The sequence below is a fragment of the Pseudomonas sp. PDM20 genome, from assembly GCF_014852575.3.
Classification (GTDB): domain Bacteria; phylum Pseudomonadota; class Gammaproteobacteria; order Pseudomonadales; family Pseudomonadaceae; genus Pseudomonas.
Genome location: NZ_CM181224.1, coordinates 2,095,804 through 2,121,969, shown reverse-complemented (window position 1 = coordinate 2,121,969; position 26,166 = coordinate 2,095,804). Strand labels below are relative to the sequence as shown.

Annotated in this window: 22 protein-coding genes; 8 read left to right on the top strand and 14 right to left on the bottom strand. The window is 67.4% G+C overall.

The window, feature by feature from the left end; translation table 11 throughout:
• Window positions 1-17: 17 nt before the first annotated feature.
• Entirely contained in the window at window positions 18-1,181 is a 1,164-nt protein-coding gene (locus IB261_RS10030; RefSeq protein ID WP_081520645.1) for an AAA family ATPase, read from the top strand.
• Window positions 1,182-1,549: 368 nt separating this feature from the next.
• Here IB261_RS10030 and IB261_RS10025 read toward each other — a convergent pair whose 3' ends face one another.
• The 3 genes from IB261_RS10025 to IB261_RS10015 form a co-directional block, all read right to left on the bottom strand.
• Complete coding sequence (locus IB261_RS10025; protein ID WP_192222917.1) at window positions 1,550-1,849, bottom strand: LasR-specific antiactivator QslA; 300 nt, start codon at window positions 1,847-1,849, stop codon at window positions 1,550-1,552.
• A gap of 690 nt (window positions 1,850-2,539) precedes the next feature.
• Entirely contained in the window at window positions 2,540-3,430 is an 891-nt protein-coding gene (locus IB261_RS10020) for a bile acid:sodium symporter family protein (RefSeq protein ID WP_081520646.1), read from the bottom strand.
• Window positions 3,431-3,799: 369 nt separating this feature from the next.
• Entirely contained in the window at window positions 3,800-4,561 is a 762-nt protein-coding gene (locus tag IB261_RS10015; RefSeq protein WP_081520647.1) for an SDR family oxidoreductase, read from the bottom strand.
• Between the two features lie 237 nt (window positions 4,562-4,798).
• Here IB261_RS10015 and IB261_RS10010 point away from each other — a divergent pair, with 237 nt between their 5' ends.
• Together IB261_RS10010 and IB261_RS10005 are read left to right on the top strand one after the other, a co-directional pair.
• Window positions 4,799-5,803 carry an NADP-dependent oxidoreductase gene (locus IB261_RS10010; protein WP_081520648.1) on the top strand — a complete coding sequence of 335 codons (1,005 nt, stop codon included), beginning with the start codon at window positions 4,799-4,801 and terminating at the stop codon, window positions 5,801-5,803.
• 492 nt (window positions 5,804-6,295) lie between these two features.
• Window positions 6,296-8,041 (top strand): SulP family inorganic anion transporter, encoded by a 1,746-nt coding sequence (locus IB261_RS10005; protein WP_081520649.1) that lies wholly within the window; start codon window positions 6,296-6,298, stop codon window positions 8,039-8,041.
• Here IB261_RS10005 and IB261_RS10000 read toward each other — a convergent pair.
• Window positions 8,009-9,964: a methyl-accepting chemotaxis protein gene (locus IB261_RS10000; RefSeq protein ID WP_192383217.1), complete on the bottom strand. Its 1,956-nt coding sequence runs from the start codon at window positions 9,962-9,964 to the stop codon at window positions 8,009-8,011. The two genes, IB261_RS10005 and IB261_RS10000, sit on opposite strands and share 33 nt — an antisense overlap.
• A 274-nt stretch (window positions 9,965-10,238) precedes the next feature.
• Between IB261_RS10000 and IB261_RS09995 the strand changes: the two genes are divergently transcribed.
• Complete coding sequence (locus tag IB261_RS09995; protein ID WP_081520651.1) at window positions 10,239-10,613, top strand: hypothetical protein; 375 nt, start codon at window positions 10,239-10,241, stop codon at window positions 10,611-10,613.
• A 24-nt stretch (window positions 10,614-10,637) separates the two neighbouring features.
• Here the strand turns inward: IB261_RS09995 and IB261_RS09990 are convergent, their stop codons facing one another.
• A complete protein-coding gene (locus IB261_RS09990; protein WP_192383219.1) occupies window positions 10,638-11,246 on the bottom strand; it encodes a flavin reductase family protein in 609 nt (202 codons plus the stop codon).
• Window positions 11,247-11,311: 65 nt separating this feature from the next.
• Window positions 11,312-11,590 carry a hypothetical protein gene (locus IB261_RS09985; protein WP_081520653.1) on the bottom strand — a complete coding sequence of 93 codons (279 nt, stop codon included), beginning with the start codon at window positions 11,588-11,590 and terminating at the stop codon, window positions 11,312-11,314.
• A 152-nt stretch (window positions 11,591-11,742) separates the two neighbouring features.
• Between IB261_RS09985 and IB261_RS09980 the strand changes: the two genes are divergently transcribed.
• Window positions 11,743-12,090 carry a GFA family protein gene (locus IB261_RS09980; protein ID WP_081520654.1) on the top strand — a complete coding sequence of 116 codons (348 nt, stop codon included), beginning with the start codon at window positions 11,743-11,745 and terminating at the stop codon, window positions 12,088-12,090.
• A gap of 265 nt (window positions 12,091-12,355) precedes the next feature.
• Here IB261_RS09980 and mnmH read toward each other — a convergent pair whose 3' ends face one another.
• Both mnmH and selD read right to left on the bottom strand, forming a co-directional pair.
• A complete protein-coding gene (gene mnmH / locus IB261_RS09975) occupies window positions 12,356-13,456 on the bottom strand; it encodes a tRNA 2-selenouridine(34) synthase MnmH (protein WP_151186509.1) in 1,101 nt (366 codons plus the stop codon).
• Entirely contained in the window at window positions 13,456-14,490 is a 1,035-nt protein-coding gene (gene selD, locus IB261_RS09970; protein WP_192383221.1) for a selenide, water dikinase SelD, read from the bottom strand. The genes mnmH and selD overlap by 1 nt, the downstream gene beginning before the upstream one ends.
• Window positions 14,491-14,598: 108 nt before the next feature.
• Between selD and IB261_RS09965 the strand changes: the two genes are divergently transcribed.
• Window positions 14,599-15,636, top strand: coding sequence for a patatin-like phospholipase family protein (locus IB261_RS09965; RefSeq protein WP_138525199.1), 1,038 nt, complete (start codon window positions 14,599-14,601; stop codon window positions 15,634-15,636).
• Between the two features lie 199 nt (window positions 15,637-15,835).
• Here IB261_RS09965 and IB261_RS09960 read toward each other — a convergent pair whose 3' ends face one another.
• From IB261_RS09960 to kdpF, 6 genes are all read right to left on the bottom strand, one after another.
• Window positions 15,836-16,528: a response regulator gene (locus IB261_RS09960; RefSeq protein WP_151189646.1), complete on the bottom strand. Its 693-nt coding sequence runs from the start codon at window positions 16,526-16,528 to the stop codon at window positions 15,836-15,838.
• A 40-nt stretch (window positions 16,529-16,568) separates the two neighbouring features.
• A complete protein-coding gene (locus IB261_RS09955; RefSeq protein WP_192383223.1) occupies window positions 16,569-19,226 on the bottom strand; it encodes a DUF4118 domain-containing protein in 2,658 nt (885 codons plus the stop codon).
• 154 nt (window positions 19,227-19,380) lie between these two features.
• Complete coding sequence (kdpC, locus tag IB261_RS09950; protein WP_192383224.1) at window positions 19,381-19,929, bottom strand: potassium-transporting ATPase subunit KdpC; 549 nt, start codon at window positions 19,927-19,929, stop codon at window positions 19,381-19,383.
• A gap of 170 nt (window positions 19,930-20,099) precedes the next feature.
• The gene (kdpB, locus tag IB261_RS09945) at window positions 20,100-22,160 is read right to left on the bottom strand and encodes a potassium-transporting ATPase subunit KdpB (protein ID WP_192383225.1); all 2,061 of its coding nucleotides are present in this window, start codon (window positions 22,158-22,160) and stop codon (window positions 20,100-20,102) included.
• 12 nt (window positions 22,161-22,172) lie between these two features.
• The gene (gene kdpA, locus IB261_RS09940; RefSeq protein WP_192383226.1) at window positions 22,173-23,867 is read right to left on the bottom strand and encodes a potassium-transporting ATPase subunit KdpA; all 1,695 of its coding nucleotides are present in this window, start codon (window positions 23,865-23,867) and stop codon (window positions 22,173-22,175) included.
• Between the two features lie 8 nt (window positions 23,868-23,875).
• Window positions 23,876-23,965, bottom strand: coding sequence for a K(+)-transporting ATPase subunit F (gene kdpF / locus IB261_RS09935; RefSeq protein WP_192383227.1), 90 nt, complete (start codon window positions 23,963-23,965; stop codon window positions 23,876-23,878).
• A 321-nt stretch (window positions 23,966-24,286) separates the two neighbouring features.
• Between kdpF and IB261_RS09930 the strand changes: the two genes are divergently transcribed.
• Complete coding sequence (locus tag IB261_RS09930) at window positions 24,287-25,042, top strand: response regulator (protein ID WP_138216433.1); 756 nt, start codon at window positions 24,287-24,289, stop codon at window positions 25,040-25,042.
• The gene (locus tag IB261_RS09925) at window positions 25,023-26,153 is read left to right on the top strand and encodes a sensor histidine kinase (protein WP_192383228.1); all 1,131 of its coding nucleotides are present in this window, start codon (window positions 25,023-25,025) and stop codon (window positions 26,151-26,153) included. Before IB261_RS09930 ends, IB261_RS09925 begins: the two co-directional genes overlap by 20 nt.
• Window positions 26,154-26,166: the final 13 nt, after the last annotated feature.

Sequence of the window (26,166 nt, the reverse complement as noted above, 5' to 3'; positions counted from 1 at the left end):
GAACCGGATCGCCCCGCATGCTGCACACCCTGGCTGTCGCCAATTACCGCTCGATCAACTCGCTGGTGCTGCCGCTGGGCCGGCTGAACCTGATCACCGGCGCCAACGGCAGCGGCAAGTCCAACCTCTACCGCGCCTTGCGCCTGCTTGCCGAGACCGCCCAGGGCGGCGTGGTGAATGCACTGGCGCGCGAGGGCGGGCTGGAGTCCACCTTCTGGGCCGGGCCGGAAACCCATTCGCGGCGCATGCGCACGGGCGAAGTGGAAGTCCAGGGCGGCCCGCGCAACGAAGTGAAGCGCCTGCGCCTGGGCTTTGCCGGCGAAGATTTCGGCTACGCCATCGCCCTCGGCCTGCCGCCACCGCCGGTGGTCAGCGCCTTCGGCCTGGACCCGGAGATCAAGCACGAAAGCATCTGGGCCGGCCCCTGGTACCGCCCCGCCTCGCAACTGGTGGAGCGCAACGGCCCGATGCTGCGCGCCCGCGAAGGCCGCAGCTGGCAGGTGCTGGAACAGCACATCCCGACTTTCGACAGCCTGTTCACCCAGATCGGCAGCGGCTCGGACTGCCCCGAAGCCCTGCTGCTGCGCGAGCAGATTCGCGGCTGGCGCTTCTACGACCACTTCCGCACCGACGCCGACGCCCCCGCGCGCCAGCCGCAGCTCGGCACCCGCACCCCGGTGCTGCACCACGACGGCCGCGACCTCGCCGCTGCGCTACAGACCATTCGAGAAATCGGCAACACGACAGCACTGGAAACCGCCATCACCGACGCCTTCCCCGGCGCCGAACTACAGATCGACTGCCAGCCCGGCGGACGCTTCGCCGTGGCGCTGAAGCAGTACGGCCTGCTGCGTCCGCTGAGCGCGGCGGAGCTCTCCGACGGCACCTTGCGCTACCTGCTGCTGGTCGCCGCCCTGCTCACCCCGCGCCCGCCGTCGCTGATGGTGCTCAACGAACCGGAAACCAGCCTGCACCCGGACCTGCTGCCCGCGCTGGGGCGGTTGATCATCGAGGCCTCGAAGCACACCCAGGTCTGGGTCGTGTCCCACGCCAGCCGGCTGATCGCCACGCTGGAGGAACACCCCGAGTGCAACTGCCTGCACCTGGACAAGGAGCTGGGCCAGACGCGCATCCGCGACCAGGGCATGTTCGATGCCCCGGCGTGGCATTGGCCGGATTGAGTCTACTCAGCGGCAGCAGGCGCGCACCTTCGCAGGTTGGCCAGGGCGGCGTTCCGCGAGTTCGCGATCCCCATGCGCCCCCTGCTGGGGTTCGATGGGTATCGCAAGCTCCACCCATCCTACGTCGCGTTCAACCGGCGGTATCGGGTCCACGGAGCACGTAGGGCGGATAACCCGGAACGGGTTATCCGCCCTACGACCTGCCAGGAGCGTGAGAAACCAACCGGCAAGGCACGGCGCCGCCCTGTACGACAGAGGCCGGGGATTCGCAAGCAAGCTCGCTCCCGCAGGAGCCGGTGAGATGCCAGGGAGGAGGTAGGCGCCCTACCAGCCTCCACGGGAGCGAGCTTGCTTTCGAACCCGAGACTTCAGACCTTCAGGACGGCTGGCGAGGCGGCGGCCATGAGGCGTTGCTGCAGGCGCCAGAGGAAAGCCGTTTCATAGGCAACCTGATGGAAGCCTCGTCCCTGGTCCAGTCGCCCCATATGCAAGGCCATCCAGAGGTTGGATTTGTGTCGCTCGGCGAACCATTGCTCGACGCGGGCCACGCCGGCGTCAGCGGCCGACTGGCAATCCATCGGCCACTCCAGCGCCAGCCCCGGCCAGCCATCGGCCTGCGGAATGTGGCACAGGTGGAATCTCGCGTTGCGCACCTTCTTGTCTCTCATTGAAAACTCCCTTTGCCGCGCTCGCGGGCGCGGGCGCCGATCCATGTCCAAAGGGCCGCCAGGCTCCCAATACACCCGGCGGCCTGCCGCAAATCTCAGGTGCCCGGCAGGGTGGCGAGCACCGAGGGTTCAGCCAGTTCAATTAGTCGGTAGAAGGAATTCCAGAGGGGGGTTGCCGGTGGTGCGCGGGGGTAAAAGCGGGGTAATGCATACTTCTGTACTCCTACAATGACGTGAACCGCCAACCATCCGTTACCACACGAAGGGTGGCGGGCCGCACAAGGGTGGTAAGCCGGTTGTAGGACCCGGTCGGTCCGAAGACCGCCCTGCACGGCCCGCCATAGCTCAGCGCACAGCGGGCACAAGAAGCGCCAACCGTACAGCCATGGCGCTTCCGCGCCTACAAAACCCCGGGTTACCACACCCAGGTCACGACGACCGTCGCGACCCGGAAACCTTACCGGCGGCCTTGCAGGCACAGCAATGCGGCATGCTACCGGTTCTTCCGACGCCGGTGCAGGACGCTTCCCGAGTACCTTGTCGCATTTGCGTAGGAAGATGGACCGATGCAGGAAAGGTCGCGGACGCAACCCGTTCTGTCGCCAGCCGGTTAACGCTGAGATCACCTGCAGGAGCGCGCCATGCGCGCGATCGCGGGCATGGCCCGCTCCTACAGGGAAAATCCGGGCGTCAGGCGGGCGCCTGCTCCGGTGCGGTCTTGGCCACGCCACGGCTGACCCACCAGCCGAAGAGGCCGGCGGTGAAGAACATCAGCACGCCGTAGATGGCCGCCGGGATCGCCATGGTCTTGTTGTTCAGCAGCATCGGGCTGAGCGCCAGGGCGATGGCGAGGGTGCCGTTGTGGATGCCGATTTCCATGCCGATGGCGATGGATTGCGGCTTGGACAGCTTGAGCAGGCGCGGAATCCAGTAGCCCACGGCCAGGCTCAGCAGGTTGAAGCACAGTGCCGCCGCGCCGACGATGGGCGCATAGGTGAGGAACGTCTGCCAGTCCTTGGTCACGGCCACGCCGATGATCACCGCCAGCAGCAGCGCGGAGAGGATCTTCACCGGCTTCTGCAGTGCCGCCGCCACGCCCGGCAGCAGGCGCCGCACGATCATGCCGATGGCCACGGGGCCGAGGACGATGATGAACACCTGCACCACCTTGGCGAACTGCAGCGGGATGGTCTGGCCGTCGTTCATGAAGTACAGCAGCGACATGTTCACGATCAGCGGCATGGTGAGGATGGCGATCACCGAGTTCACCGCGGTCAGCGTGATGTTCAGCGCGACGTCGCCGTGGGCCAGGTGGCTGTAGAGGTTGGCGGTGGTGCCGCCGGGCGATGCGGCGAGCAGCATCATGCCCACGGCCAGCGCCGCTTCGAGGGCGAAGCCCAGGGTAATGAGGAAGCACGCCAGGGGCAGCAGGATGATCTGGCACACCAGGCCGATCAGCACGGGCTTGGGATAACGCACCACGCGGGCGAAGTCGGCGATGGTCAGGGACAGGCCGAGGCCCAGCATGATGATGCCCAGGGCGATGGGCATGAACAGCGTCAGCAAGGGATCGTTGGTCATTGTCATTATTCTCCAACTGGAATGGGCCGATTGTTTCGGCCTCTTGGGCGCTTGTAACTGGCCTTGCAGGCCAATACCACTTCTTCCTGTAACAGAATGCGAAAGTTTGTGGCGAACGAGGCGGGATCTTGCAGGCGAGCTCGCTGTAGGAGCGCGCCACGCGCGCGATCGCGGGCATGGCCCGCTCCTACAGGAGGGGGCCAGACGCGAGCACATCGCGGCAGCGTGTAGGGCGCATAACCTGGAACAGGTTATCCGCCACATGGTTCGTGGCGGATAACGCTGGCGCGTTATCCGCCCTACGGGGCTGCAGGTGCCTCACGGAAAAAATGGTGAGGGCAGCCCGAGCACCGGGCAGCCCCGAGACGATCAGATCGCCGTCGCCCCGCCATCCACCGGCAGCGCGATACCGGTGGTGAAGCCGGCGTGATCGCTGCACAGGTAGAGCACGGCGGAGGCGATTTCCTCGACGCGGCCGACGCGACCCACCGGGTGCATGGCGGCGGCGAACTCGGCCTTCTTCGGATCGGCCTCGTAGGCGCGGCGGAACATGTCGGTGTCGATCACCGCCGGGCACACCGCGTTGACGCGGATTTTCTTCTTTGCGTACTCGATGGCGGCGGACTTGGTCAGGCCGATCACCGCGTGCTTGGAGGCGGCATAGATGCTCATCTTCGGCGCGGCGCCCAGGCCGGCAACCGAGGCGGTGTTGACGATGGCGCCGCCGCCCTGCTCCAGCATCACCGGAATCTGGTGCTTCATGCACAGCCAGACACCCTTGACGTTGACGCCCATGATGGCGTCGAACTCGCTCTCCTCGCCATCGGCCAGCTTGCCCTTCTCGATCTCGATGCCGGCGTTGTTGAAGGCGTAGTCCAGGCGGCCGTAGGCAGCCACGGTGCCTTCCACCAGCGCCTTGACCTCGGCGTCGCGGGTCACGTCGCAACGGATGAAGGTCGCCTCGCCACCCGCCGCGCGGATCAGCTCGACGGTGCCTTCGCCGCCCTTGGCGTCGACGTCGGAAACCACGACCTTCACGCCCTGCTGGGCGAAGGCCTGGGCGGTGGCGCGGCCGATGCCGTTGGCGGCGCCGGTGACCAGGGCGACCTGGCCGGAAAGCAGCTGACTCATGAGCGTTCCTCGAAAGCGTTGCGAAGCGAATGGGGATAACCGTCGCAGTCTAGCCAGCGCGTTGCGGGCGCGAAGCACTATCAGGCGGGGCGACGTCGTTGCATCCATGCCGATGATGATTCGGCCAAATCCGGATCACTGGAACCGATGGACGGACATTCCCCCGGCGGACGGAACTTGCCCCAACGCCGCGCGCGGACTATCACCTAGGCTTTCCCCCTGACTGAGTCCACTGCCATGTCCGCCCAGATCAACCGTCAGTTCCAGCTCGCCCAGCGCCCGGTCGGCGCCGCCACCCGCGACACCTTCGCCTACGTGGAAACCCCGGTCGGCGAGCCCGGCCCCGGCCAGATCCTGGTGAAGAACCAGTACCTGTCGCTGGACCCGGCCATGCGCGGCTGGATGAACGACGCGAAGTCCTACATCGCCCCGGTGGCCATCGGCGACGTGATGCGCGCCCTGGGCGTGGGCAAGGTGATCGCCTCGCAGCACCCGGACTTCAAGGTCGGCGACGAAGTGAACGGCGCCCTCGGCGTGCAGGATTACTTCCTCGGCGAGCCCAAGGGTTTCTACAAGGTCGACAGCCAGCGCGCGCCGCTGCCGCTATACCTGTCCGCGCTGGGCATGACCGGCATGACTGCCTACTTCGGCTTCCTCGACGTCGGCCTGCCCCAGGCCGGTGACACCGTGGTGGTCTCCGGTGCCGCCGGCGCGGTGGGCAGCGTGGTCGGGCAGATCGCCAAGATCAAGGGCTGCCGCGTGGTCGGCATCGCCGGCGGCGCCGACAAGTGTCGCTACCTGGTGGATGAACTGGGCTTCGACGGCGCCATCGACTACAAGGCCGAGGACGTCAACGCCGGCCTCAAGCGCGAATGCCCCAAGGGCGTGAACGTGTTCTTCGACAACGTCGGCGGTGACATCCTCGATGCCGTGCTCGCCCGCCTGGCGCCCAAGGCGCGGGTGGTGATCTGCGGTGCGATCAGCCAGTACAACAACAAGGAAGCCGTGCGCGGCCCGGCCAATTATCTCTCGCTGCTGGTCAACCGCGCGCGCATGGAAGGCATGGTGGTGATGGACTACGCCCACCGCTTCCAGGAAGGCTTCAAGGACATGGCGACCTGGATCGCCGAGGGCAAGCTGAAGTCGAAGGAAGACATCGTCGAGGGGCTGGAAACCTTCCCCGAAACCCTGGCCAAGCTGTTCAGCGGCGAGAACTTCGGCAAGCTGGTGCTGAAGGTCTGACGGCCGCTCTTACCAGGATTCCTGTGCTCGGATCGGCCCTCACCCTAACCCTGGCTGCGCGCCCCGCTCAGAGGGAGAGGGGACCGTTCGGCGCAGGATGAAACTACAGCGTCAGCCGGCACAGTCGGCTCCTTCTCCCCCGTGGGAGAGGGCTGGGGTGAGGGAAATCGCAGGCCCAGGTTTTCCGGAAAAAGACAATTGCTCCTACAGGAGCAAAAGCCCCTAACCCTCTCCCGCAAGCGGGAGAGGGAACCGTTCGGTGCAGGTTGAAGCCCTGGCATCAGCCGGCACAATCGGCTCCCTCTCCCCCTGGGAGAGGGCTGGGGTGAGGGAAAAGGCGCTGCGCCAGAATCACAGGGGGCGGGTGTTCGCGGACATGGCCCGCTCCCGGAGTTCTGCATTCCTCGCTCTATCTCGATGATTTCCGACAAGCTCTGTTGAGCCTTTCCAGCTAGGATTTCCCCTGGTCGATTCCAAGGAAGATCCCCCCGAATGTCCCTCGCCCGTTGGCTGCCCGGCCTGGACAGCCTGCTGCACTATCGTTTCGACTGGCTACCGCGCGATGTGCAGGCCGGCCTGTCGGTGGCCGCGGTGCAGATTCCCACCGCCATCGCCTATTCGCAGATCATCGGCTTCCCGCCGCAGGTCGGGCTCTACGCCTGCATCCTGCCGATGCTGATCTACGCCATCGTCGGCAGCTCGCGGCAACTGATGGTCGGCCCGGATGCCGCCACCGCCGCGATGGTCGCGGCCGCTATCACGCCACTGGCCGCCGGCAACCCGGAGCGCCTGCTGCAACTGTCGATGATCGTCGCGGTGCTGGTGGGCGCCATGTCCATCGCCGCCGGGTTCGCCCGCGCCGGCTTCGTTGCCAGTTTCCTCTCGCGGCCCACGCTGGTGGGCTACCTGAACGGCATCGGCCTGAGCCTGATCGCCGGCCAACTCGGCAAGATCCTCGGCTACCACAGCGAGACCAGCGGCTTTGTCCGCGGCCTGATCGCCCTGGTGCGCAACCTCGCCGATACGCATTTCCCGACTCTGGCGCTGGGGGTCGGCACGCTGGCGCTGATGATCCTGTTGCCGCGTCGCTACCCGAAGATTCCCGGCGCACTGGTGGGCGTGCTGTTCGCCTCGGTCATCGCCGCCGTATTCGGCCTCGACCAGTACGGCATCAAGCTGCTGGGTGAAGTGCCGCAAGGCCTCCCGCAATTGAGCTGGCCGAAGACCAGCTACGAAGAACTGGGCAGCCTGTTCCGCGATGCCATGGGCATCACCATCGTCAGCTTCTGCAGCGCCATGCTGACCGCACGCAGCTTCGCCGCCCGCCACGGCTACGCCATCGATGCCAACCACGAGTTCATGGCACTGGGCATGGCCAACATCGGCGCGGGGATTTCCCAGGGCTTCGTCATCAGCGGCGCGGACTCGCGCACCGCGGTGAACGACATGGTCGGCGGCAAGAGCCAGCTGGTCGGCGTGGTGGCCGCGCTGGTCATCGGCCTGGTCCTGCTGCTGTTCAGCAAGCCGCTGGGCTGGGTACCGATGCCGGCGCTGGGCGCGGTGCTGCTGATGGCCGGCTGGGGGCTGATCGACTTCCGTGCGCTGCGCGGCTTCTGGGCACTGAGCCGGTTCGAGTTCGGCCTGTGCGTGCTGACCACGGCCGGTGTGCTCAGCGTCGGCGTCCTGCCGGGCATCTTCGTCGCCATCATGCTCGCCCTGCTGCGCCTGCTCTACCTCACCTATCGCCCGCACGACGCGGTGATGGGCTGGGTGCACGGTATCGACGGCCAGGTGGAGCTGGAGCAGTACCCCAACGCCCACACCCTGCCTGGACTGGTGATCTACCGCTTCGACGCGCCGATCCTGTTCTTCAATGCCGACTACTTCAAACAGCGCCTGCTGGAAGTAGTGGCCGAGGCGCCCAGCGCCCGCGCGGTGCTGCTCAATGCCGAGGGCATCCTCAACCTGGATATCAGCGGCCTGACCACCTTGCGCGAGGTTCAGCAAACCCTCGACGCCCAGGGCGTGCACCTGTCCCTGGCGCGGGTGACCGGCGAAGCCCTGGCGATGCTCAAGCGCTCCGGCGCCCTGGGCGAGGTGAAACCGCCGCTGGTATTCAGCTCGGTGCGGGCCGGCGTCAACGCTTACCGGCGCGTGCATCAGCAACACAAGCGTGAGCAGGCGGCCGAACGAGTCGCGCCGGCTTCAGAGACGGAACTGCCCGACCAGCCCCTGTAGCTCGCGGCTGAGCTGCGCCAGCTCGACGCTGGAAGACGCGGTGGACTCCATGGCCTGCGCCGATTCGTCGGCGATGCCACGGATGCTGCTGACGCTGCGGCTGATCTCCTCGGCCACCGCGCTCTGTTGCTCGGAAGCGGCGGCGATCTGCTGGTTCATCTGGTGGATCACCGCCACCGCCGAGGCGATGGTGCCCAGCGCGGCCTCGGTCTGTACCGCGTCGCCGACGGTCATTTCCACCAGCGCGTGACTGCGCTGCATACGTTGCACCGATGTATTCGCGCCGTTCTGCAGGGCGGCAATCAGCGTCTCGATCTCCGCGGTGGACTGCTGGGTACGCCGCGCCAGCGCCCGCACCTCATCCGCCACCACGGCAAAGCCCCTGCCCTGCTCGCCCGCCCGCGCAGCCTCGATGGCGGCGTTGAGTGCCAGCAGGTTGGTCTGCTCGGCGACGTTCTTGATCACGTCCAGCACGCTGCCGATGCTCTGGCTCTCGCGGCCAAGCTGCTCGATGCTCTGCGTGGCCGCGCGCACCGCATCGGCCAATTGTTCGATGCGACCCAGCGTCTGGCGCACCACGTCCTGCCCGCTGGCCACTTTGCCGTCGGCCTGTTCGGCGGAGCTGGCGGCCTCTTCTGCATTGCGCGCCACGTCATGGACGGTGGCCGCCATCTGGTTCATCGCCGTAGCAACCTGATCGGTCTCGGCCTTCTGGCTGTTCACTCCGTGCTGGGTGCGCTCGGTGACGCTGGACAGTGCCTGCGCCGAAGCGGTGATCTGCCCCACGCCATCGCTCAGCCGGCTGACGATGCCGCGCAGGCTGTCGGCCATGCTGCCGACTGCGCCCATCAGTTGGCCGACCTCATCCTTGCGCCGCACCTCGATGCTCACGCTCAGGTCACCCTCGGCGATGCGTCGAGCCATGCCGATCACCTGGCGCAGCGGTCGCACGATCATCCAGGTGATCAGCATCGACGCCAGCGCGCCGACCAGCAGCGCCAGCGCCGCCGAAGCGACGATCAGCAGCGTATTGGTCCGCAACTGGCTCTGCATCGCCGCACGCTGGGCAGCGTAGGCATCGTCGACCTGCTGCATGACCAGCGCCGCTCGGTCGTTCATCTGCGCGTGGACCTGTTTTTCCTGCTCGAGGCTGGCGGTGTATTCGTCGAGCTTCTCGACGAAGGCGTTGATGTTGGTGATGACGTCCTTGAGCACCGAGACGTAGGTCGGATCGGTAATCGCTTCCTGCAGCTTGGCGGACAGCTCCAGCGCCTCGGCGGCGGACTTGATGCGACCGCTCTCGGCCTTCTCGTCACTGCCCGCTTCCATGCGCGAGCGGGCCTCGTTCAGCCCCTGCAGCACCAGGCGATAGAGCTGGCTGACCTGGGCGGCCTGCTGCAGCAGTTCCTCGCCCTTCTGGCCCTGGGAGTCCTTGAGTTCGTAGGCGCCGTCATCGGCCAGGCTGGATTGCAGGATGTCCAGGCTGTTGGACGCGCCGTTCACCGACCAGGTGGCGGCGTCCAGCGACAGGCGCCGGCTCTTGCTGGATTTCTCGAAGCTGGCGAAGGCGGCCAGGTAGTCGGCAATGCCCTGCTCCACGCGGGCCATGGCCGCAGCCTGATCCGGCCGGGTCTTGAGACGCGCCACCGCTTCGCCGAGGTTGCCGGCGTGTTCGCGCAGGCGCTTGGCCGAGGCATCGCTGGCGTCGATCACGAAGTCCTTCTCGCTCTGGCGCATCTCCAGCAACTCGCGGTTGATGGTCGACATGTCGCCGAGCAGATCGAAGCGCTGGGAAATCGCCCGCAGCGAGGTCACGCCGATCACCGCCACCACGGCCGTCAGCAACAGCACCAGGCCGAATCCGATGGCCAGTTTCTTCGCCGTTCCCATGTCGGCCAGACGACGCTGCACGAAGGCAACCATGGCTTCTCCCCCCCATCCGCAATGGCGTTGCAGGAAATCCCGAAGGTCTCCTGATCGTTATCGCTGCTTTTGCGCGGAACATTAGGAGCGCCGCCCACCGACTGGATAGAGGGTACGACGGTGATGGCACGGTGATGCTGCACAGAGATACGTGGAGGTCGTATCCAGAACACTGAACAGGACTTTCCTGACCCGGATGCGGAAATCGCCGACAGCGACCTGCCAGCCTGACCGTTCAGATTCCGACACCTGACTTTTCACTCCAGGTGCTCGGATGAACGCCTACTACCAACTGGTCCTGCAGCGCCCGCTGGCGGGATTCGCCCAAGAACTCTTTCTGCCGGAGCTGTACCGCCAGCAGCGCCGCCTCGACCCGTTGCTACTGACTCGCGGACAGCTGCCGATCCGTCACTTTGTCTGCCCGCAGGCGTATGACGAGGCCAAGGGCGAATGGCTGGACTGCTGGTTCGATGCCCAGGCCGGCTGGCGCCTGGTGCACGGCATCGTCAGCCTGATCCACGGCAGCACGCTGGACTTTACCCGCCGTGACGAACTGCTCTCCGAACTCTTCGCCCTTGGCGAACGGCTGGACGTGGCGCGGATGGGTGGCATCCACTGGCAGCTCGGGCTGGAACTGGAGTTCGCCTGACGCCGCCGCGCCAGGCGCGGAGTCCTACTTCGGACGGATCATGCTGAAGGTGTCGCGGGTGTAGCTGTACTGGGTGCCGCCCAGGCGACCGACCAGGTCCAGCTTCGCCGGGTCGACGTGGCGCTCGTCCTGCATCACCGACTCATCGATATGCGCCAGCAGCACGCGGGCGAAGATCAGCATGCTGGAGGGGTTTTCTGCCGGGTACGGCATGATTTCCGCCAACTGGCATTCGAAGGCCACCGGTGCGCCGACAACGCGCGGCGGTGCCACGCGCTCGCTGGGCACGGTGGCGATGCCGGTGTGTTCGATCTCGCTGACGCCGTGGGGCAGCCAGGCGGCGGTGGCGTTCATGTTCTCGGCCTGGTCGGCGCTGACCAGGTGGATCACCATCTCGCCGGTCTCGCGCACGTTGCGCAGGGTGTCCTTGACGCTGCCATCCTCGCGCACGCTGGTGTTGACCAGCAGGGTCGGCGGCGAATCGCTGATGACCTGGAAGAAACTGAACGGCGCGAGGTTGCTCTGGCCGTCCCTGGACAAGGTGCTAACCCAGGCGATCGGGCGTGGCGTGACAGTGGAGGCCAGCCAGCGGTAGGCCTCGACCTTGGACAGTTGGGTGAAGTCGAGTTGCATGTCGAAATCCGGGCGATGCGGTAGGGAAGGCGCGGGCCGCTTCAGGCGGCCCGGCGATACGCGGCTCAGCGGCCGGCGCGGGATTCCTTGATGTAGAAGCGCGCGCGGCTGGCCTTGTCGGCGCAACCGTCATAGGCCTCGACCTGCTGCTGGGTCTTGGCGGCGGTCAGCAGCCCGACGGCCTTGGAGTAACTGACGGTGCCGGCGAAACCTTCGGCCTTGGCCAGGTCCAGTTCGTGCCAGGCGGCATTCAGCTCGTTGGCGCAGCTGTCGCGGTTGACGGTCTTGCCCGAGCAGCCGGCAACGGCGAGCAGCAGGGCGATGATCAGGGGAATGCGCGGCATGACGAAACTCCTGGAAGTATTCGGGGGTGAATCCAGCTTAGAACGCGGCGCAGGGGCCTGCCGGACGGCGCCGCAGTATGCCACCGGACGGATGGCATTCAAGCGACTACTACACTGTTTGCCCACGGGGTATCCCGACAAGGAGAAGGATCATGGTGCACCAGGGCAGCTGCCATTGCGGGCAGATCGCGTTCGAAGTGGAAGGGGATGTCGGTGAAGTCGTGTCATGCAACTGCTCGATCTGCCGGCGCAAGGGCTCGCTGCTGTGGTTCGTGCCGCGCGGCAAGCTGAAGCTGACGACTCCTGAGAGTGCGATGAGCACCTATACGTTCAACACCCATCGCATCGAACACCGCTTCTGCCCCACCTGCGGCTGCGCGCCGCTGGCCTACGGCGCAATGCCGGACGGCACGCCGATGGCGGCGATCAACGTGCGCTGCCTGCCGGGGGTGGACCTGGCGGGGCTGACGGTGAAGGAGTACGACGGCAAGAGCGTGTGAGCACCTGTTGGTCCGCTGCAGCGTGTAGGGCGCATAACCCGGAACGGGTTATCCGCCGATGGCATAACGGCGGATAACGCTGGCGCGATATGCGCCCTACGAAACTGAAAGCTAGTCGTAGGATGGCGTGGAGCGAAGCGATACCCATCGCTCTCATGCACCGACAGCAGCATGGGTATCGCAAGCTCCACCCATCCTACGTTGGTGCTCCGTCGTGATGCCGGTGCGGGCCGGTATGGCCCGCACCTGTAGGGGAACGCCGGGATCAGCGCTCCGCGCGGAAGCGCAGGTACTCCACCACCTCGTCCTGGGTGCCGCGGAACTCCACGCGCTCGCCCTTGCTCTCACGCTGGAAGGCGTACATCGGGTCGTAGTATTCGCCCAGCAGCCCTTCGATCCAGCCCCGGTGCAGGTCCACCGCGCCGCTGCGCTTCTGCTCTTCCAGGGCCTCATCCATGATCGCCGCCAGGCGCTGGTAGCGTTCGCCGCCCAGGCGCTTGACGATGCCCGACAGGCTCTTGCGCAGGTAGGCGGCGAAGGACTCGAAGCCGCCCTCCTCGCCCACTACCTGCACATGGTCGGCGCACAGGTTCACCACGTAGTCCTTGAGGATGCGCTCCACGCGCTGCTCGAAGCTGTCTTCCAGCCACACCAGCGGGTAGTGCTGCATGCCCTGGTACAGCTCCAGCGGCACCGAGCAGCTGCCGACGATGCGCCCCTCGTCCTCCAGCACGAACTGCTCCGTGCCGGCGTGGCGCTTCTTCAGGATGTCGATGGCCAGGCGGTTCTCGAAATCGATCTGCGCCGGCTGCGGCGTGGCGCGGCGGCCGAAGGCGGAACCGCGGTGGTTGGCGTGGCCTTCGAGGTCCAGGCTGTTGGCCAGCTGGGCGATGACCTCGGTCTTGCCGGTGCCGGTCAGGCCGCCCACCAGCACGAACTGGCACTCCTCGACGGCGGCGCGGGTGGTGTCGAAGAGGAAACCGCGCATCGCCTTGTAGCCGCCGACCACGCGCGGGTATTCGATGCCGGCTTCGGTCTTCAGCCACTGCTGGGTGATCTGCGAACGCAGCCCGCCGCGGAAGCAGTACAGATAGCCCTCGGGGTTGGCCCTGGCGAAATTCGCCCAGGCCTCGATGCGCGCGGCCTTGAGCTTGCCCATGACCAGCTCGTGGCCCAGCGCGATGGCCGCCTGCTGGCCATTCTGCTTGTAGCAGGTGCCGACCTTCTGCCGCTCGCTGTCGTTCATCAGCGGCAGGTTGATCACATTGGGGAACGCGCCCTTGTCGAACTCGACCGGGGCGCGCACGTCCATCATCTTCACATCGCCGAGGAACAGTTCGCGGTAGTGGCGGGTGTTGTCGCGCATCACATCACCTCGACCGCGTGACGCTGTCGGCCGACCAGTTCGCCGATGGGCGCCAGGTCCATGCCCAGCTCCTTCGCCGTGGCGAGGAACTGCGCCTCGCCCGCAGGCTCCACCGCCACCAGCAGGCCGCCGCTGGTCTGCGGGTCGCACAGCAGCAGCTTGTGCAGCTCGGGCAGCGGCGCGATGCGTTCGCCGTAGCTGTCGAAGTTGCGCAGGGTGCCGCCGGGTACGCAACCGGCTTCCAGGTAGTACTCGACGCTGGCCAGACGCGGCACGGCGTCGTAGCTCACGCGGGCAGTCAGGCCGCTGCCGTCGGCCATTTCCACCAGGTGGCCGAACAGGCCGAAGCCGGTGACGTCGGTCATCGCCTTCACTCCGTCGAGCTTGCCGAAGCGCGCGCCGGGCTTGTTCAGGGTGCACATCCAATCCCGGGCGACGCCCACGTCTTCGGCGCGCAGCTTGGCCTTCTTCTCGGCGGTGGTGAGGATGCCGATGCCCAGCGGCTTGGTCAGGTACAGCTTGCAGCCGGCGGTGGCGGTGTCGTTGCGCTTCATGAAGCGCTTCTCCACCAGCCCGGTGACGGCCAGGCCGAAGATCGGCTCGGGAGCATCGATGGAGTGCCCACCGGCCAGCGGGATGCCGGCTTCGTCGCAGACCTTGCGGCCACCGGCGATCACTTCGCGGGCGATTTCCGGCGCCAGCACGTTCACCGGCCAGCCGAGGATGGCGATGGCCATCAGCGGGTCGCCGCCCATGGCGTAGATGTCGCTGATGGCATTGGTGGCGGCGATACGGCCGAAGTCGAAGGGATCATCGACGATCGGCATGAAGAAATCGGTGGTGGACACCACGCCGCGCTCGGCATCGATTTCGTAGACGGCGGCGTCATCGCGCGAGGCGTTGCCGACCCACAGCTTGGGGTCGAGGTTCTGCGCGCCGCTGCCCGCGAGGATGACCTCCAGGACCTTGGGGGAAATCTTGCAGCCACAGCCGGCACCGTGGCTGTACTGGGTCAGGCGGATCGGTTCGCTCATCGGGAGGCTCCGGGCAGGGAAATCAAACGGCGATTCTAGCAAAGCCCGGCTTGGCGCGGCCGCTGCCCACGGCGTATCGTCGCAGGGTTCGTCACGCGGAGTTGCCCCATGTCAAAACAGATCGCGCTGGTACTCGGTTCCGGCGGCGCGCGCGGTTATGCGCATATCGGAGTGATCGAGGAGATCGAACGGCGCGGCTATGAGGTGGTGTGTATCGCCGGCTGCTCCATGGGCGCGGTGATCGGCGGCATCTACGCCGCCGGCAAGCTGGGCGAGTACCGCGACTGGGTGGAAAGCCTGGACTACCTCGACGTGCTGCGCCTGCTGGACGTCAGCTTCCGCCTCGGCGCCATCCGTGGTGAGCGGGTATTCGGCAAGATCCACGAAATTCTCGGCGAGATCGACATCGAACAGCTGCCGATCCCCTACACCGCGGTGGCCACCGACCTCACCAACCAGCAGGAAATCTGGTTCCAGGAAGGCTGCCTGCACCAGGCCATGCGCGCCTCGGCGGCGATCCCCAGCCTGTTCACCCCGGTCATGCAGGGCACCCGCATGCTGGTGGACGGCGGCCTGCTCAACCCGCTGCCGATCGTCCCGGTGGTCTCCACCCACGCCGACCTGATCGTCGCGGTCAACCTCAACGCCACCAACCAGCGCCAGTACTCGCTGCCGGTGATCGAGCGCCCACCAGCGCTAAAGGGCCGCTTCGATTCGGTGATCTCCGGGCTGTCGAACAAGCTCAGCTTCTTCCGCCGTGGCGACGTCGAGCCGCCACCCGAGCTGATCGCCGACGCCCTGCTGCATCCGGTGCCAGCCGCCTCCGAAGAGCCCGCCGAACCGGAAATGCAGCAACCCGCCGCCGCCCCGCAGGCCAAGGGCTCGCCACGCTCGGCCACCGGCAGCCACGTGATCGACAGCAGCAGCCCGGCCTCGCTGCTGGAACTGGTGAACCAGAGCTTCGAGGTGATGCAGACCTCGCTGGCGCAGTACAAGATCGCCGGCTACCCGCCGGATATCCTGATCAACGTGCCCAAGCGCGTGTGCCGCTTCTTCGAGTTCTACAAGGCCCCCGAACTCATCGCCCTCGGCCGGCAGATCGCCAGCGATACGCTGGATCGGTATGAGGCGGAGAATCCTTATTGAGTTGAGCCGCCCCTGCAGGAGCGCGCCATGGGAGTGGGTCGCGGGCATGGCCCGCTCCTACAGGGAGCGTGATGCTCCGGAGTTTCCCTTTTGGATCAGATTTCGCCGCGAGGGACTTCGCGGACAAGGTCCGCTCCGACGTGGCAGTTTCGTAGGGCGCATAACGCGACAGCGTTATCCGCCGCGGCGGCATCGGCGGTCAGCCCTCGCGCAAGCGATAACCGACGCCTGCCTCGGTGACGATGAACCGCGGCACCGCCGGATCATCCGCGAGCTTCTGCCGCAGGTGACCGACCACCACCCGCAGGTAGTGCGTGTCCTCGGTATGCGTCGGCCCCCAGATATCCTTGAGCAGTTGCTGCTGCGTCACCACCCGGCCCACATGCCGCGCCAGGGTCGAGAGCACCGCGTACTCCTTGCGCGTCAGCGACACCTCCTCGCCATCGAGCAGTACGCGGCGATAGGAGAAATCCACACTCAGCGGCCCCACCGCGACCACCGCCTCCTGCGTCTCGCCACTGGCGCCCTGGCGCAGCAGCACGCGGATGCGCGCGAGGAATTCCTGGATGCCGAAGGGCTTGGTCACGTAGTCATTGGCGCCGCTGTCCAGCGCCAGCACCTTCTCGCTTTCGCTGGCACGCACGGAAAGCACCAGCACCGGCACCTGCGACCACTCGCGCAGTTCGCGCAACACGTCCTGGCCGTCCTTGTCCGGCAGGCCTAGGTCGAGCACCACCAGGTCCGGGCGGCCCAGTGCGGCCTGGGCCAAACCTTCCTCGCCGGTGCCAGCTTCGAGCACCTTGTAGCCGCCAGCACTGAGGCTGATACGGAGGAACTTGCGGATCTGCGGCTCGTCGTCGACGACCAGGATGGTGGCGGCGCTGGCGTTCATCGGCAGTCCGGGCTGGCGGGGGGCGTCCAGCTTGAGCCTTTCAGACAGCAGCATCAAGCTGCTCCAAGTCCGGCTGTTGCTGCAGCGGCAGGTGCAGCACGAGGGTGGTGCCGCGCCCGTCGATGCCGTCCTCGACGGTGATGCGCCCGCCGTGGGCGCCGACCATGCCCTGGCAGATCGCCAGGCCCAGCCCGGTGCCTTGCCCGCCACGATCACCGCGCGCGGCGGTGTAGAACATGTCGAAGATCTTCTCGCGCTCCGCCGGCGGTATACCCGGCCCTTCGTCGCTGACCAGGAAGCGCAGCTCGTCCTCGCCCTGCTCTACCGCCACCCGCAAGCGGCCTTGCGGCGGCGAGAAACGCGCGGCGTTTTCCAGCACGTTGACCAGCGCCTGTTCGATCAGCGCGGCATGCACGTAGAGCAGCGGCAGTTCCGGCGCTACGCTGGTCTCCACCCGATATGGGGCGACCACCGCGCGCAGGCGATTGAGCGCGCTGCCAACGATGTCGCCGGGCGATACCCAGTCGCGCGACAGCTTCAGGCCGCCATGGCCGAGGCGGGTCATGTCCAGCAGGTTCTGGATGTAGCGGTCCAGGCGCTCGGCCTCGTCGCGAGTGCTCTCCAGCAGCTCGCGGCGATCCGGCGGCGGGATGGCGTCGCCGAGGGCCAGCAGGCTGTCGATGGCGCCGCGCATGGAAGTCAGCGGGGTACGCAGGTCGTGGCTGACCGAGGCCAGCAGCGCACTGCGCAGTTGTTCGGTTTCGCCGTGCAGACGCGCGGCTTCGAGGTCTTCGGCCAGACGCGCACGGGCCAATGCCTGCGCCAGTGGCTGCCCCAGAGCTGCAAGCAGACGACGGCGCGAGCCGGACAAGGGTTGCGAATCACGCGGGCTGACGCCGAGCAGCGCCAGCGGACCGTCCTCGCCGGACAGCGGCCACCACCACCAGCGCCCGCCCGGCAGCGTGCCGGTGCCCAGGCCGGCGGGCTGATCGTGCTGCCAGGCCCAGTCGGCAGCGGCGCGCTCCTGGTCTTCCAGCGTGCGGTTGAAGCCACCCTCCAGCTTCCACTCGCCGTTGACCCGGCCAAGCAGGCAGATATCCAGCCCCTCCCAGCCGCCCAGTTGCTGCGCGGCGGCAGCCATCACTGCCTGGCGGTCGGTGGCGGCGGTGAGCTTGCGCGACAGTTCGAGCATCTGGCTGGTCTCTTCCTGCGTTTCGCGCAGCGCCTGCAACTGCCGACGCTGGCGGGCCGCGAGGTTGCCGGTGAGGCCGGCCATGAGGAGGAAGAACAGCAAGGTCAGCACGTCTTCTTCGCGCTGGATGGAGAAGGAGAAATGCGGCGGGATGAACAGGAAGTCGTAGGCCAGGAACGACAGCACCGCGCAAGCCAGCGCCGGGCCGAGGCTGCTGCGTACCGCCACCAGCAGTACGGCGGCGAGGAACACCAGGGAGATGTTCGGCAGCTCCAGCACACTGGCCACTGCCCACGCCAGGGCGCTGGCACAGCCGGCGGCCAGCGTGGCGAGCAGGTAGTTGCCCCAGGGCCAGGGCGATTGCGGACGGGCCCTGGGCGGTGCGAGGTCGGCCTCGCTGTCGAGCACGCTGATTTCCAGCCCGTCGCCCAGGCGCAGCAGGCGCGCTGCCAGGCCGCCGCCGAACAGACGGCGATACCAGCGTTGCCGCGAGCGGCCGACCAGCAACAGCGTGGCGCGACGTTCCTTGGCGTGTTCGACCAGGGTGCGCGCGACTTCGCCGCCGCGCAGTTCGACCACGTCGCCACCGAGGCGCTCGGCCAGTTGCTGGGCGTTCTGCAACTGCATGCGCGACGTTTCGCTGCGCGCCTCGCCGGTATCGACGTGGACCAGCGACCAGGGCAGATGCCGGCGTTCGGCGACGCGGCTGGCATGGCGCACCAGCCGTTCGGCGTTGTGTTCTCCATCCACCCCCACCAGCAACCTTCCGCGCACAGCGGGGGCGTCGCCGCCCTGCTGGCGATAGCGATGGGCGAGATCGTCGTCCACCCGCGCGGCGGCGGTCTGCATGGCCAGTTCGCGCAGTGCGGTGAGGTTGGTCTGGCTGAAGAAGGCGTCGATGGCGGCGCGGGCCTGCTCGGGCACGTAGACCTTGCCCTCGCGCAGGCGCTCCAGCAGCTCGCGCGGCGGCAGGTCCACCAGCAGCAGCTCGTAGGCTTCCTGCAATACCCAGTCGGGCACGGTTTCGCGCACCTGCACGCCGGTGATGTCGCGCACCTGGTCGTTGAGGCTTTCCAGGTGCTGGACGTTGACCGTGGTGTAGACGTCGATGCCGGCGGAGAGCAGTTCCTGGATGTCCTGCCAGCGTTTGGCATGGCGGCTGCCGGGGGCGTTGCTGTGGGCCAGCTCGTCCACCAGCGCCAGCGTCGGCGGATCGCCCAGCAGGCCGTCGAGGTCCATTTCCTCCAGGGTGATGCCGCGGTACTCGGAGCGCTTGAGCGCCTGCTGCGGCAGGCCGGCGAGCAAGGCCTCCGTCTCCGCGCGGCCGTGGGTTTCGACGACGCCGACGCGCAGCTTCACGCCCTGGCGCAACTGGCTCTGGGCGGCCAGCAGCATGGCGTAGGTCTTGCCGACGCCCGGTGCGGCGCCGAGGAATACCTTGAGGCGGCCACGGCCCATGGGGGGCAGGTCGGCCAGCAGGGCGTCGGCGCGGTTGGGGTCGGTCATGGGGCTATCCTCGGAGCGCGCGGGGCGCTCGTTTCATGTTTTGCCAAGGCGGAGACAAGCCCCTCTCCCCAGCCCTCTCCCTGGAGGGAGAGGGAGCTGTCCGCAGCAGGCCGGCACCCTCGTGCAGCGGCCTGGACGGCTCTGGCGCTGGAGTCTAGCGAGGCAGGCTGGCCAGGGCCATGTTCAGCGCCAGCACGTTGACCACGGCGGGGCCGATCAGCGGGCGTTCGGTGTTGGTTTCCACCAGTTTCTCCAGGCTCGCCGCCGGTACGCCGCGCTCCAGGGCGATGCGCGGCACCTGGTACAGCGCGGCGGCGGGCGGCAGTTGCGGGTCAAGACCGCTGCCGGAGGTGGTGACCAGCGCCAGCGGCACCGGTTGCGCGCCAATCTGCTGGGCAGCGGCATCCTTGGCGATGCGTTCGGCCAGCGCCGGGTTGCCGGGCGCGAGGTTGCTGGCGCTGCTGGAGACGGTGGCGAAGTCGCCAGCGGAGGGGCGCGAGTGGAACCACTGGGCACCGTCGAATTTCTGCGCGATCAGCGCCGAGCCGCGCACGTTGCCCTGGTCGTCGCGCACCAGGCTGCCGTTGGCCTGGTCGTGGAAGGCGACCTGGGCAATACCGGTGACGGCCAGCGGGTAGGCAACGCCGGTGACGGCGCTGAGCAGGACCAGCGAGGCGATGGCAGGGCGGAGTTGGTTGAGCATGTTCGTGTTCCTCTGTGAGATTCGGAGCGAGGGAATGCCCTCACCCCAGCCCTCTCCCAGAGGGAGAGGGGGTTGTTCGGCGTATCCGGCGAGATCGGTGCTTCCCGATCACTCCGAACGGTCCCCTCTCCCTCCGGGAGAGGGTTAGGGTGAGGGGGAAGCCGCGTGCCTTAGGCCAGGCCTACGCCCACCAGAATCATGTCGATCACCTTGATCCCCACGAACGGTGCCACCAGCCCACCCACGCCGTAGATCAGCAGGTTGCGCCGCAGCAGCTGCGAAGCGTCGCTGGCCTGCACGCGCACGCCGCGCAGGGCCAGGGGGATCAACGCGACGATGATCAGTGCGTTGAACACGATGGCCGAGAGGATGGCGCTCTGCGGGCTGGCCAGTTTCATCACGTTGAGTACGCCGAGTTGCGGGTAGATGCCGGCGAACAGCGCAGGAAGGATGGCGAAGTACTTGGCCACGTCGTTGGCCACCGAGAAGGTGGTCAGCGCGCCGCGGGTCACCAGCAGTTCCTTGCCCACCTGCACCACGTCCAGCAGCTTGGTCGGGTCGCTGTCCAGGTCCACCAGGTTGGCGGCCTCGCGGGCGGCCTGGGTGCCGTCGTTCATGGCCATGCCGACATCTGCCTGCGCCAGGGCAGGGGCGTCGTTGGCGCCGTCGCCGCACATGGCGACCATGCGGCCCTCGCCCTGCTCCTGGCGAATGCGCGCCAGCTTCTTCTCCGGCGTGGCTTCGGCGATCACGTCGTCCACGCCCGCTTCGGCGGCGATGGCGGCAGCGGTCAGCGGGTTGTCGCCGGTCACCATCACGGTGCGGATGCCCATGCGGCGCAGCTCGGCGAAGCGCTCGCGGATGCCCGGCTTGACCACGTCCTTCAGGTGGATAGCGCCCAGCAGCTTGCCGTCGGCCACCACCAGCAGCGGCGTGCCGCCACTCTGGGCGATGCGCTCGATCTCCTTGGCGAGGGTTTCGGGCATCTGCGTGCGGTCCATACCGATAAAGGCCAGCGCAGCGTCCACCGCGCCCTTGCGGTACACGTGGCCGTCGATGTTGATGCCCGACAGGCGCGTCTCGGCGCTGAAGGCCACCGGGGTCACGCGGTTGCGGTCCGGCTCCGGCAGGATGATCTGCGCGCGGAGGAATTCGACAATGGACTTGCCCTCCGGCGTGTCATCGGCCAGCGAGGCGAGGAACGCGCCCTCGGCCAGCTCCAGCGGCTGCACGCCGGGAGCGGTATGCAGCGCGCTGCAGCGGCGATTGCCGAAGGTGATGGTGCCGGTCTTGTCGAGCATCAGCACGTGCACGTCCCCCGCCGCTTCCACGGCGCGGCCGGACTTGGCGATGACGTTCAGGCGCACCAGGCGGTCCATGCCGGCGATGCCGATAGCCGAGAGCAGCCCGCCGATGGTGGTGGGAATCAGCGTCACCAGCAGCGCCACCAGGAACACCAGCGGCAGGTTGCCGCCGACGAACAGGGCGAAGGGTTTCAGGGTCACGACCACCAGCAGGAAGATCAGCGTCAGGCCGATCAGCAGGATGTCCAGCGCCACCTCGTTGGGGGTCTTCTGGCGCTTGGCGCCCTCCACCAGGGCGATCATGCGGTCGAGGGTGGACTCGCCGGGATTGGCGGTGATCTTCACCAGCAGAGCGTCGGAGACCAGCCGGGTGTTGCCGGTCACGGCCGAGCGGTCGCCGCCGGATTCGCGGATCACCGGCGCGGATTCGCCGGTGATGGCGGCCTCGTTGACCGCCGCCACGCCTTCGATCACCTCGCCGTCGCCGGGGATCAACTCGCCGGCTTCGACGCGCACCACGTCGCCCTTGCGCAGGCTGCTGGCGGCGACCTTCTCGAACTTGCCGCTGACCGCCATGCGCATCGCCTGCAGGCCCTGGGTGCCGGCTTTCAGACTGTCGGCGCGGGCCTTGCCGCGGCCCTCGGCGAGGGCTTCGGCGAAGTTGGCGAAGAGCACGGTGAACCACAGCCACACGGCGATCTGCACGGCAACGAAGGTCGGCACCGAGTCGCCGCCCACCGCGCAGAGCACTGTGGTCAGCACGGCGGTCAGGGCCACCACCAGCATCACCGGCGAGCGTTGCAGCTGGCGCGGGTCGAGCTTGACGAAGGCCTGCACCAGCGCCGGCTTCCACAGGGCGGACAGCGCGGTGGTCGGGCGTTTTTCGACGGCCTTGTTCAGGGCCAGTTCCTGGGTTTTCGCATTCATGGAGGCGGTTCCTCAGAAGCCAAGCGTCAGGTGATCGGCCACCGGGCCCAGCACCAGCGTTGGCAGGAAGTTCAGGCCGCCCACCAGCAGGATGGTGGCGGTCAGCAGGCTGACGAACAGCAGGCCGTGGGTCGGGAAGCTGTTGGGGCCGACCGGGGTGGCCTTCTTCGCCGCCAGGCTGCCGGCAATCGCCAGCACCGGGAGGATGTAGCCGAAGCGGCCGATCAGCATGGCCAGGGCGATCATCAGGTTGTGGAACGGGGTGTTGGCGCCGAAGCCACCGAAGGCCGAACCGTTGTTCGCGGTGCCCGAGGTGTAGGCGTAGAGCAGTTGGCTGAAGCCGTGGGCGCCGGGGTTGCTCACCGCCGAGGCCGGGCCGGGCAGGCTGGCGGCGATGGCGCCCAGCACCAGTACGCCGACCGGCATCACCAGCAGGGTCGCCACCAGCAGGCGCACTTCACGGGCCTCGAGCTTCTTGCCGAGGTATTCCGGGGTGCGGCCGACCATCAGCCCGGCGAGGAACACCGCCACCAGGACGAACAGCAACATGCCGTAGAGGCCCGCACCCACGCCGCCGAAGATCACTTCGCCGACCATCATGTTGAGCATTGCGACCATGCCCGACAGCGGGTTGAGGCTGTCATGCATGGCGTTCACCGAGCCGTTGGAGGCCGCCGTGGTGGTCACCGCCCAGAGCACGCTGGCGGTGGTGCCGAAGCGGCTCTCCTTGCCCTCCAGCGGAGCGACCTGCTCCACCGGCAGCGCGCTGAGCGCCGGGTTGGGCTGGTACTCGGCCCACAGCGTCACGCCCAGGCCCAGGGCGAACAGCACCAGCATGCAACCGAGGATGGCGCGGCTCTGGCGCAGGTCCTTCACGTAGTGGCCGAAGGTGAACACCAGCGCGGCCGGGATCAGGATGATCGACACGACCTCGAACAGGTTGCTCCAGATGGTCGGGTTCTCGAACGGGTGCGCCGAGTTCACGCCGAAGAAGCCGCCGCCGTTGGTGCCCAGCTGCTTGATGGCGATCTGGCTGGCCGCCGGGCCCAGCGGGATGGACTGGTCGGCGCCCTGCACGGTCAGCGCGTGGGCATAGTCGAGGAAGGTCTGCGGCACGCCCTGCCAGACCAGCAGCAGCGCCAGCAGCAGGCACAGCGGGATCAGCCCGTAGAGGGTGGCGCGGGTCAGGTCGACCCAGAAGTTGCCGAGGTTGTTCGTCGACTTGCGCGAGATGCCTCGGGCCAGCGCCACCAGCACGGCCAGGCCGACGGCGGCGCTGACGAAGTTCTGCACGGTCAGGCCGAGCATCTGGCTCAGGTAGCTCAGCGAAGCTTCGCCGCTATAGGCCTGCCAGTTGGTGTTGGTGACGAAACTCACCGCGGTGTTGAACGCCAGCGTCCATTCCAGGCCCGGCAGGTTCTGCGGGTTGAGCGGCAGCAGCCCCTGCAGCACGAGGATGGCGAACAGCAGCACCAGCCCCACCAGGTTGAACGCCAGCAGGGCCAGGGTGTAGCTCTTCCAGTCCTGTTCGTCTTCGGGACGGATGCCGCACGCACGGTAGATCGCCCGCTCCACCGGCAGGAACAGGGGGCTGAGGAAGGTGCGCTGCCCCTCCATCACCTTGTAGTAGAAGCGCCCGAGGAACGGTGCCGGCACCAGCACCAGCGCCAGGAAGGCGACGATCAGCAACAGGTCATGACTGTTCATGACGTCTCCTAGGAACGGTCGGCGCGCAGCAGCGCCACCAGCAGGTAGATGAACAGTCCCGTGGCCAGGACCAGTGACACAACGTCGAGCACGCTCATGATTGCTTTCTCCTCACGCGGGCGACTCCATCGCTTGGGCGGCCGATGCCGCCTGACGGAAATTTTCCGCAAGCGGCGCGTAAAGGAGCGATTCCCGGCCCCGGCGGGCGGCATAAAGAAAGCGTAAAAAACCGCTCTGGCACGGTGATCGGAAGGATTTGTATCGAGCCCGATACAGAGCGGACACGCTGGCGACACCCGCACACCGCAGCCTCGCCGACCATGGCCCGCGCACGCGATGACGGGTTAGCATGCGCGCGTCGCATGCCCCTGGCGGCCCCTGGCCATCCTGCCCCACGTTTTCCCGCGACAGGTTTCTTCATGTACCCGACCACTACCGACGACCCACGCCGCTGGACTACCCGTGCCCTGCTGGTGGATGACGACGAGCCGATCCGCGAACTGCTCTGCGGCTACCTCGCGCGCTTCAACATCGAAACCCACGGCGTCGCCGACGGCGTCGAAATGCGCCGCGCGCTGGAGAACGAAAGCTTCGACGTGGTGGTACTGGACCTGATGCTGCCCGGCGAAGACGGCCTGTCCCTGTGCCGCTACCTGCGGGCCGAGTCGGACATCCCGATCCTCATGCTCACCGCCCGCTGCGAACCGGCGGACCGCATCATCGGCCTGGAACTGGGCGCCGACGACTACATGGCCAAGCCCTTCGAGCCGCGGGAACTGGTAGCGCGCATCCAGACCATCCTGCGGCGCGTGCGCGGCACCAGCCTCACCAGTGAGGAAGGCACCCGCGGCGAACCGCGCGCCCAGGTGCGCTTCGACCAGTGGCGCCTGGACAGTGTGCTGCGCCAACTGCATGCGCCCGATGGTCTGGTGGTGCCGCTGTCCAACGCTGAATTCCGCCTGCTCTGGGTGTTCCTCGAACGCCCACGGCGGGTGCTCAACCGCGAACTGCTGCTGGACGCGGCCCGGGGCCGCACCATCGAGGCCTTCGACCGCAGCATCGACCTGCTGGTCTCGCGCCTGCGGCAGAAGCTCGGCGACGATCCGCGCTCGCCCCGGCTGATCAAGACCGTGCGCGGCGAAGGGTACCTGTTCGATGTCCGCGATATCGCCTGAGTCCGCGCCCGAGCGCGCGAAGGAAAAACCCCTGGAGCGCGCCGATAGCCTGTTCGCCCGGCTGTTCGGGGTGTTCCTGCTGGCCATCGTGGTCGCGCACCTGCTGGCCTTCGCCTGGTTCCACCATTACGGCCCGCACCGGCCCGACATGCCGCCGCCACCGCCGCCGGAGCAGGGCTTCCAGCGCGGCCCGCCACCGGAAGGTTTCGCGCCGGGCCCCGAAGGCTTCCGCCCGCCGCCTCCTCCACCGCCGCGGCTGCCGTTCTGGAGCGCGCCGTTCGCCTTCCAGCTGCTGGCGCTGATCCTCGCCGCCGGCATCGGTGCCCGCCTGCTCGCCCGCCCGGTGCAGCGCATGGGCGATGCCGCGCTGCGCCTCTCCGAAGACCTGGACAGCCCGCCGCTGCCGGAAACCGGCCCGCGGGAAGCGCGCCAGGCCGCCCACGCCTTCAACCGCATGCGCGAACGTATCCGCGAACAGGTGCAGCAACGCAGCCGCATGCTGGTGGCCGTCTCCCATGACCTGCGCACCCCGCTGTCGCGGCTGCGCCTGCGCGTCGAGGAAATCGACAACCCGCAGCTGCGCACCCGCATCGGCCAGGACCTGGCCGAGATGATCGGCATGCTCGATTCCACCCTGCACTACCTGCAGCAGGAGCGCGCCACCGAGCCGCTGCAGTGGTTCGACGTGAAGGCCCTGGCCGATTCGCTGGCCGAGGACGCCTGTGAGCGCGGCGCCGATGTCGGCGTGGAAGGCTTCTGCGCGCCGCTCAAGGTCCAGCCGATGGCGCTGCGCTCGTGCCTGAACAACCTGCTGGACAACGCCCTGCGCTACGCCGGTGATGTCAGCATCGAGCTGCGCGACGGCACCCGCGAAGTGGAAATCCGCGTCCGCGACCACGGCCCGGGCATCCCCTCAGAGCTGCGCGAGCAGGTGTTCGAACCGTTCTTCCGCCTGGAAGGCTCGCGCAACCGCAATTCCGGCGGAGTCGGCCTGGGACTGTCCATCGCCCGCGATGCCGCGCGGCGCCAGGGCGGCGACCTGACCTTCGAGGAAACCCCCGGCGGCGGCGCCACCGCCGTGCTGCGCCTGCCCAGAAGCGCAGCCACGTAACGCCGTGTAGCGA

Excerpts from the sequence above, each read along its gene's own strand:
- IB261_RS09925 (WP_192383228.1), top strand. The coding sequence starts at position 25,023 with ATGTCCGCGATATCGCCTGAGTCCGCGCCCGAGCGCGCGAAGGAAAAA.
- kdpF (WP_192383227.1), bottom strand. The coding sequence starts at position 23,965 with ATGAGCGTGCTCGACGTTGTGTCACTGGTCCTGGCCACGGGACTGTTC.
- IB261_RS09960 (WP_151189646.1), bottom strand. The coding sequence starts at position 16,528 with ATGAACGCCAGCGCCGCCACCATCCTGGTCGTCGACGACGAGCCGCAG.
- kdpB (WP_192383225.1), bottom strand. The coding sequence starts at position 22,160 with ATGAATGCGAAAACCCAGGAACTGGCCCTGAACAAGGCCGTCGAAAAA.
- IB261_RS09980 (WP_081520654.1), top strand. The coding sequence starts at position 11,743 with ATGGTGCACCAGGGCAGCTGCCATTGCGGGCAGATCGCGTTCGAAGTG.
- IB261_RS09930 (WP_138216433.1), top strand. The coding sequence starts at position 24,287 with ATGTACCCGACCACTACCGACGACCCACGCCGCTGGACTACCCGTGCC.
- IB261_RS10025 (WP_192222917.1), bottom strand. The coding sequence starts at position 1,849 with ATGAGAGACAAGAAGGTGCGCAACGCGAGATTCCACCTGTGCCACATT.
- IB261_RS10010 (WP_081520648.1), top strand. The coding sequence starts at position 4,799 with ATGTCCGCCCAGATCAACCGTCAGTTCCAGCTCGCCCAGCGCCCGGTC.
- IB261_RS10015 (WP_081520647.1), bottom strand. The coding sequence starts at position 4,561 with ATGAGTCAGCTGCTTTCCGGCCAGGTCGCCCTGGTCACCGGCGCCGCC.
- IB261_RS10005 (WP_081520649.1), top strand. The coding sequence starts at position 6,296 with ATGTCCCTCGCCCGTTGGCTGCCCGGCCTGGACAGCCTGCTGCACTAT.
- IB261_RS09965 (WP_138525199.1), top strand. The coding sequence starts at position 14,599 with ATGTCAAAACAGATCGCGCTGGTACTCGGTTCCGGCGGCGCGCGCGGT.
- IB261_RS09995 (WP_081520651.1), top strand. The coding sequence starts at position 10,239 with ATGAACGCCTACTACCAACTGGTCCTGCAGCGCCCGCTGGCGGGATTC.
- mnmH (WP_151186509.1), bottom strand. The coding sequence starts at position 13,456 with ATGCGCGACAACACCCGCCACTACCGCGAACTGTTCCTCGGCGATGTG.
- IB261_RS10000 (WP_192383217.1), bottom strand. The coding sequence starts at position 9,964 with ATGGTTGCCTTCGTGCAGCGTCGTCTGGCCGACATGGGAACGGCGAAG.
- IB261_RS09990 (WP_192383219.1), bottom strand. The coding sequence starts at position 11,246 with ATGCAACTCGACTTCACCCAACTGTCCAAGGTCGAGGCCTACCGCTGG.
- IB261_RS10030 (WP_081520645.1), top strand. The coding sequence starts at position 18 with ATGCTGCACACCCTGGCTGTCGCCAATTACCGCTCGATCAACTCGCTG.
- IB261_RS10020 (WP_081520646.1), bottom strand. The coding sequence starts at position 3,430 with ATGACCAACGATCCCTTGCTGACGCTGTTCATGCCCATCGCCCTGGGC.
- kdpA (WP_192383226.1), bottom strand. The coding sequence starts at position 23,867 with ATGAACAGTCATGACCTGTTGCTGATCGTCGCCTTCCTGGCGCTGGTG.
- selD (WP_192383221.1), bottom strand. The coding sequence starts at position 14,490 with ATGAGCGAACCGATCCGCCTGACCCAGTACAGCCACGGTGCCGGCTGT.
- IB261_RS09985 (WP_081520653.1), bottom strand. The coding sequence starts at position 11,590 with ATGCCGCGCATTCCCCTGATCATCGCCCTGCTGCTCGCCGTTGCCGGC.
- IB261_RS09955 (WP_192383223.1), bottom strand. The coding sequence starts at position 19,226 with ATGACCGACCCCAACCGCGCCGACGCCCTGCTGGCCGACCTGCCCCCC.
- kdpC (WP_192383224.1), bottom strand. The coding sequence starts at position 19,929 with ATGCTCAACCAACTCCGCCCTGCCATCGCCTCGCTGGTCCTGCTCAGC.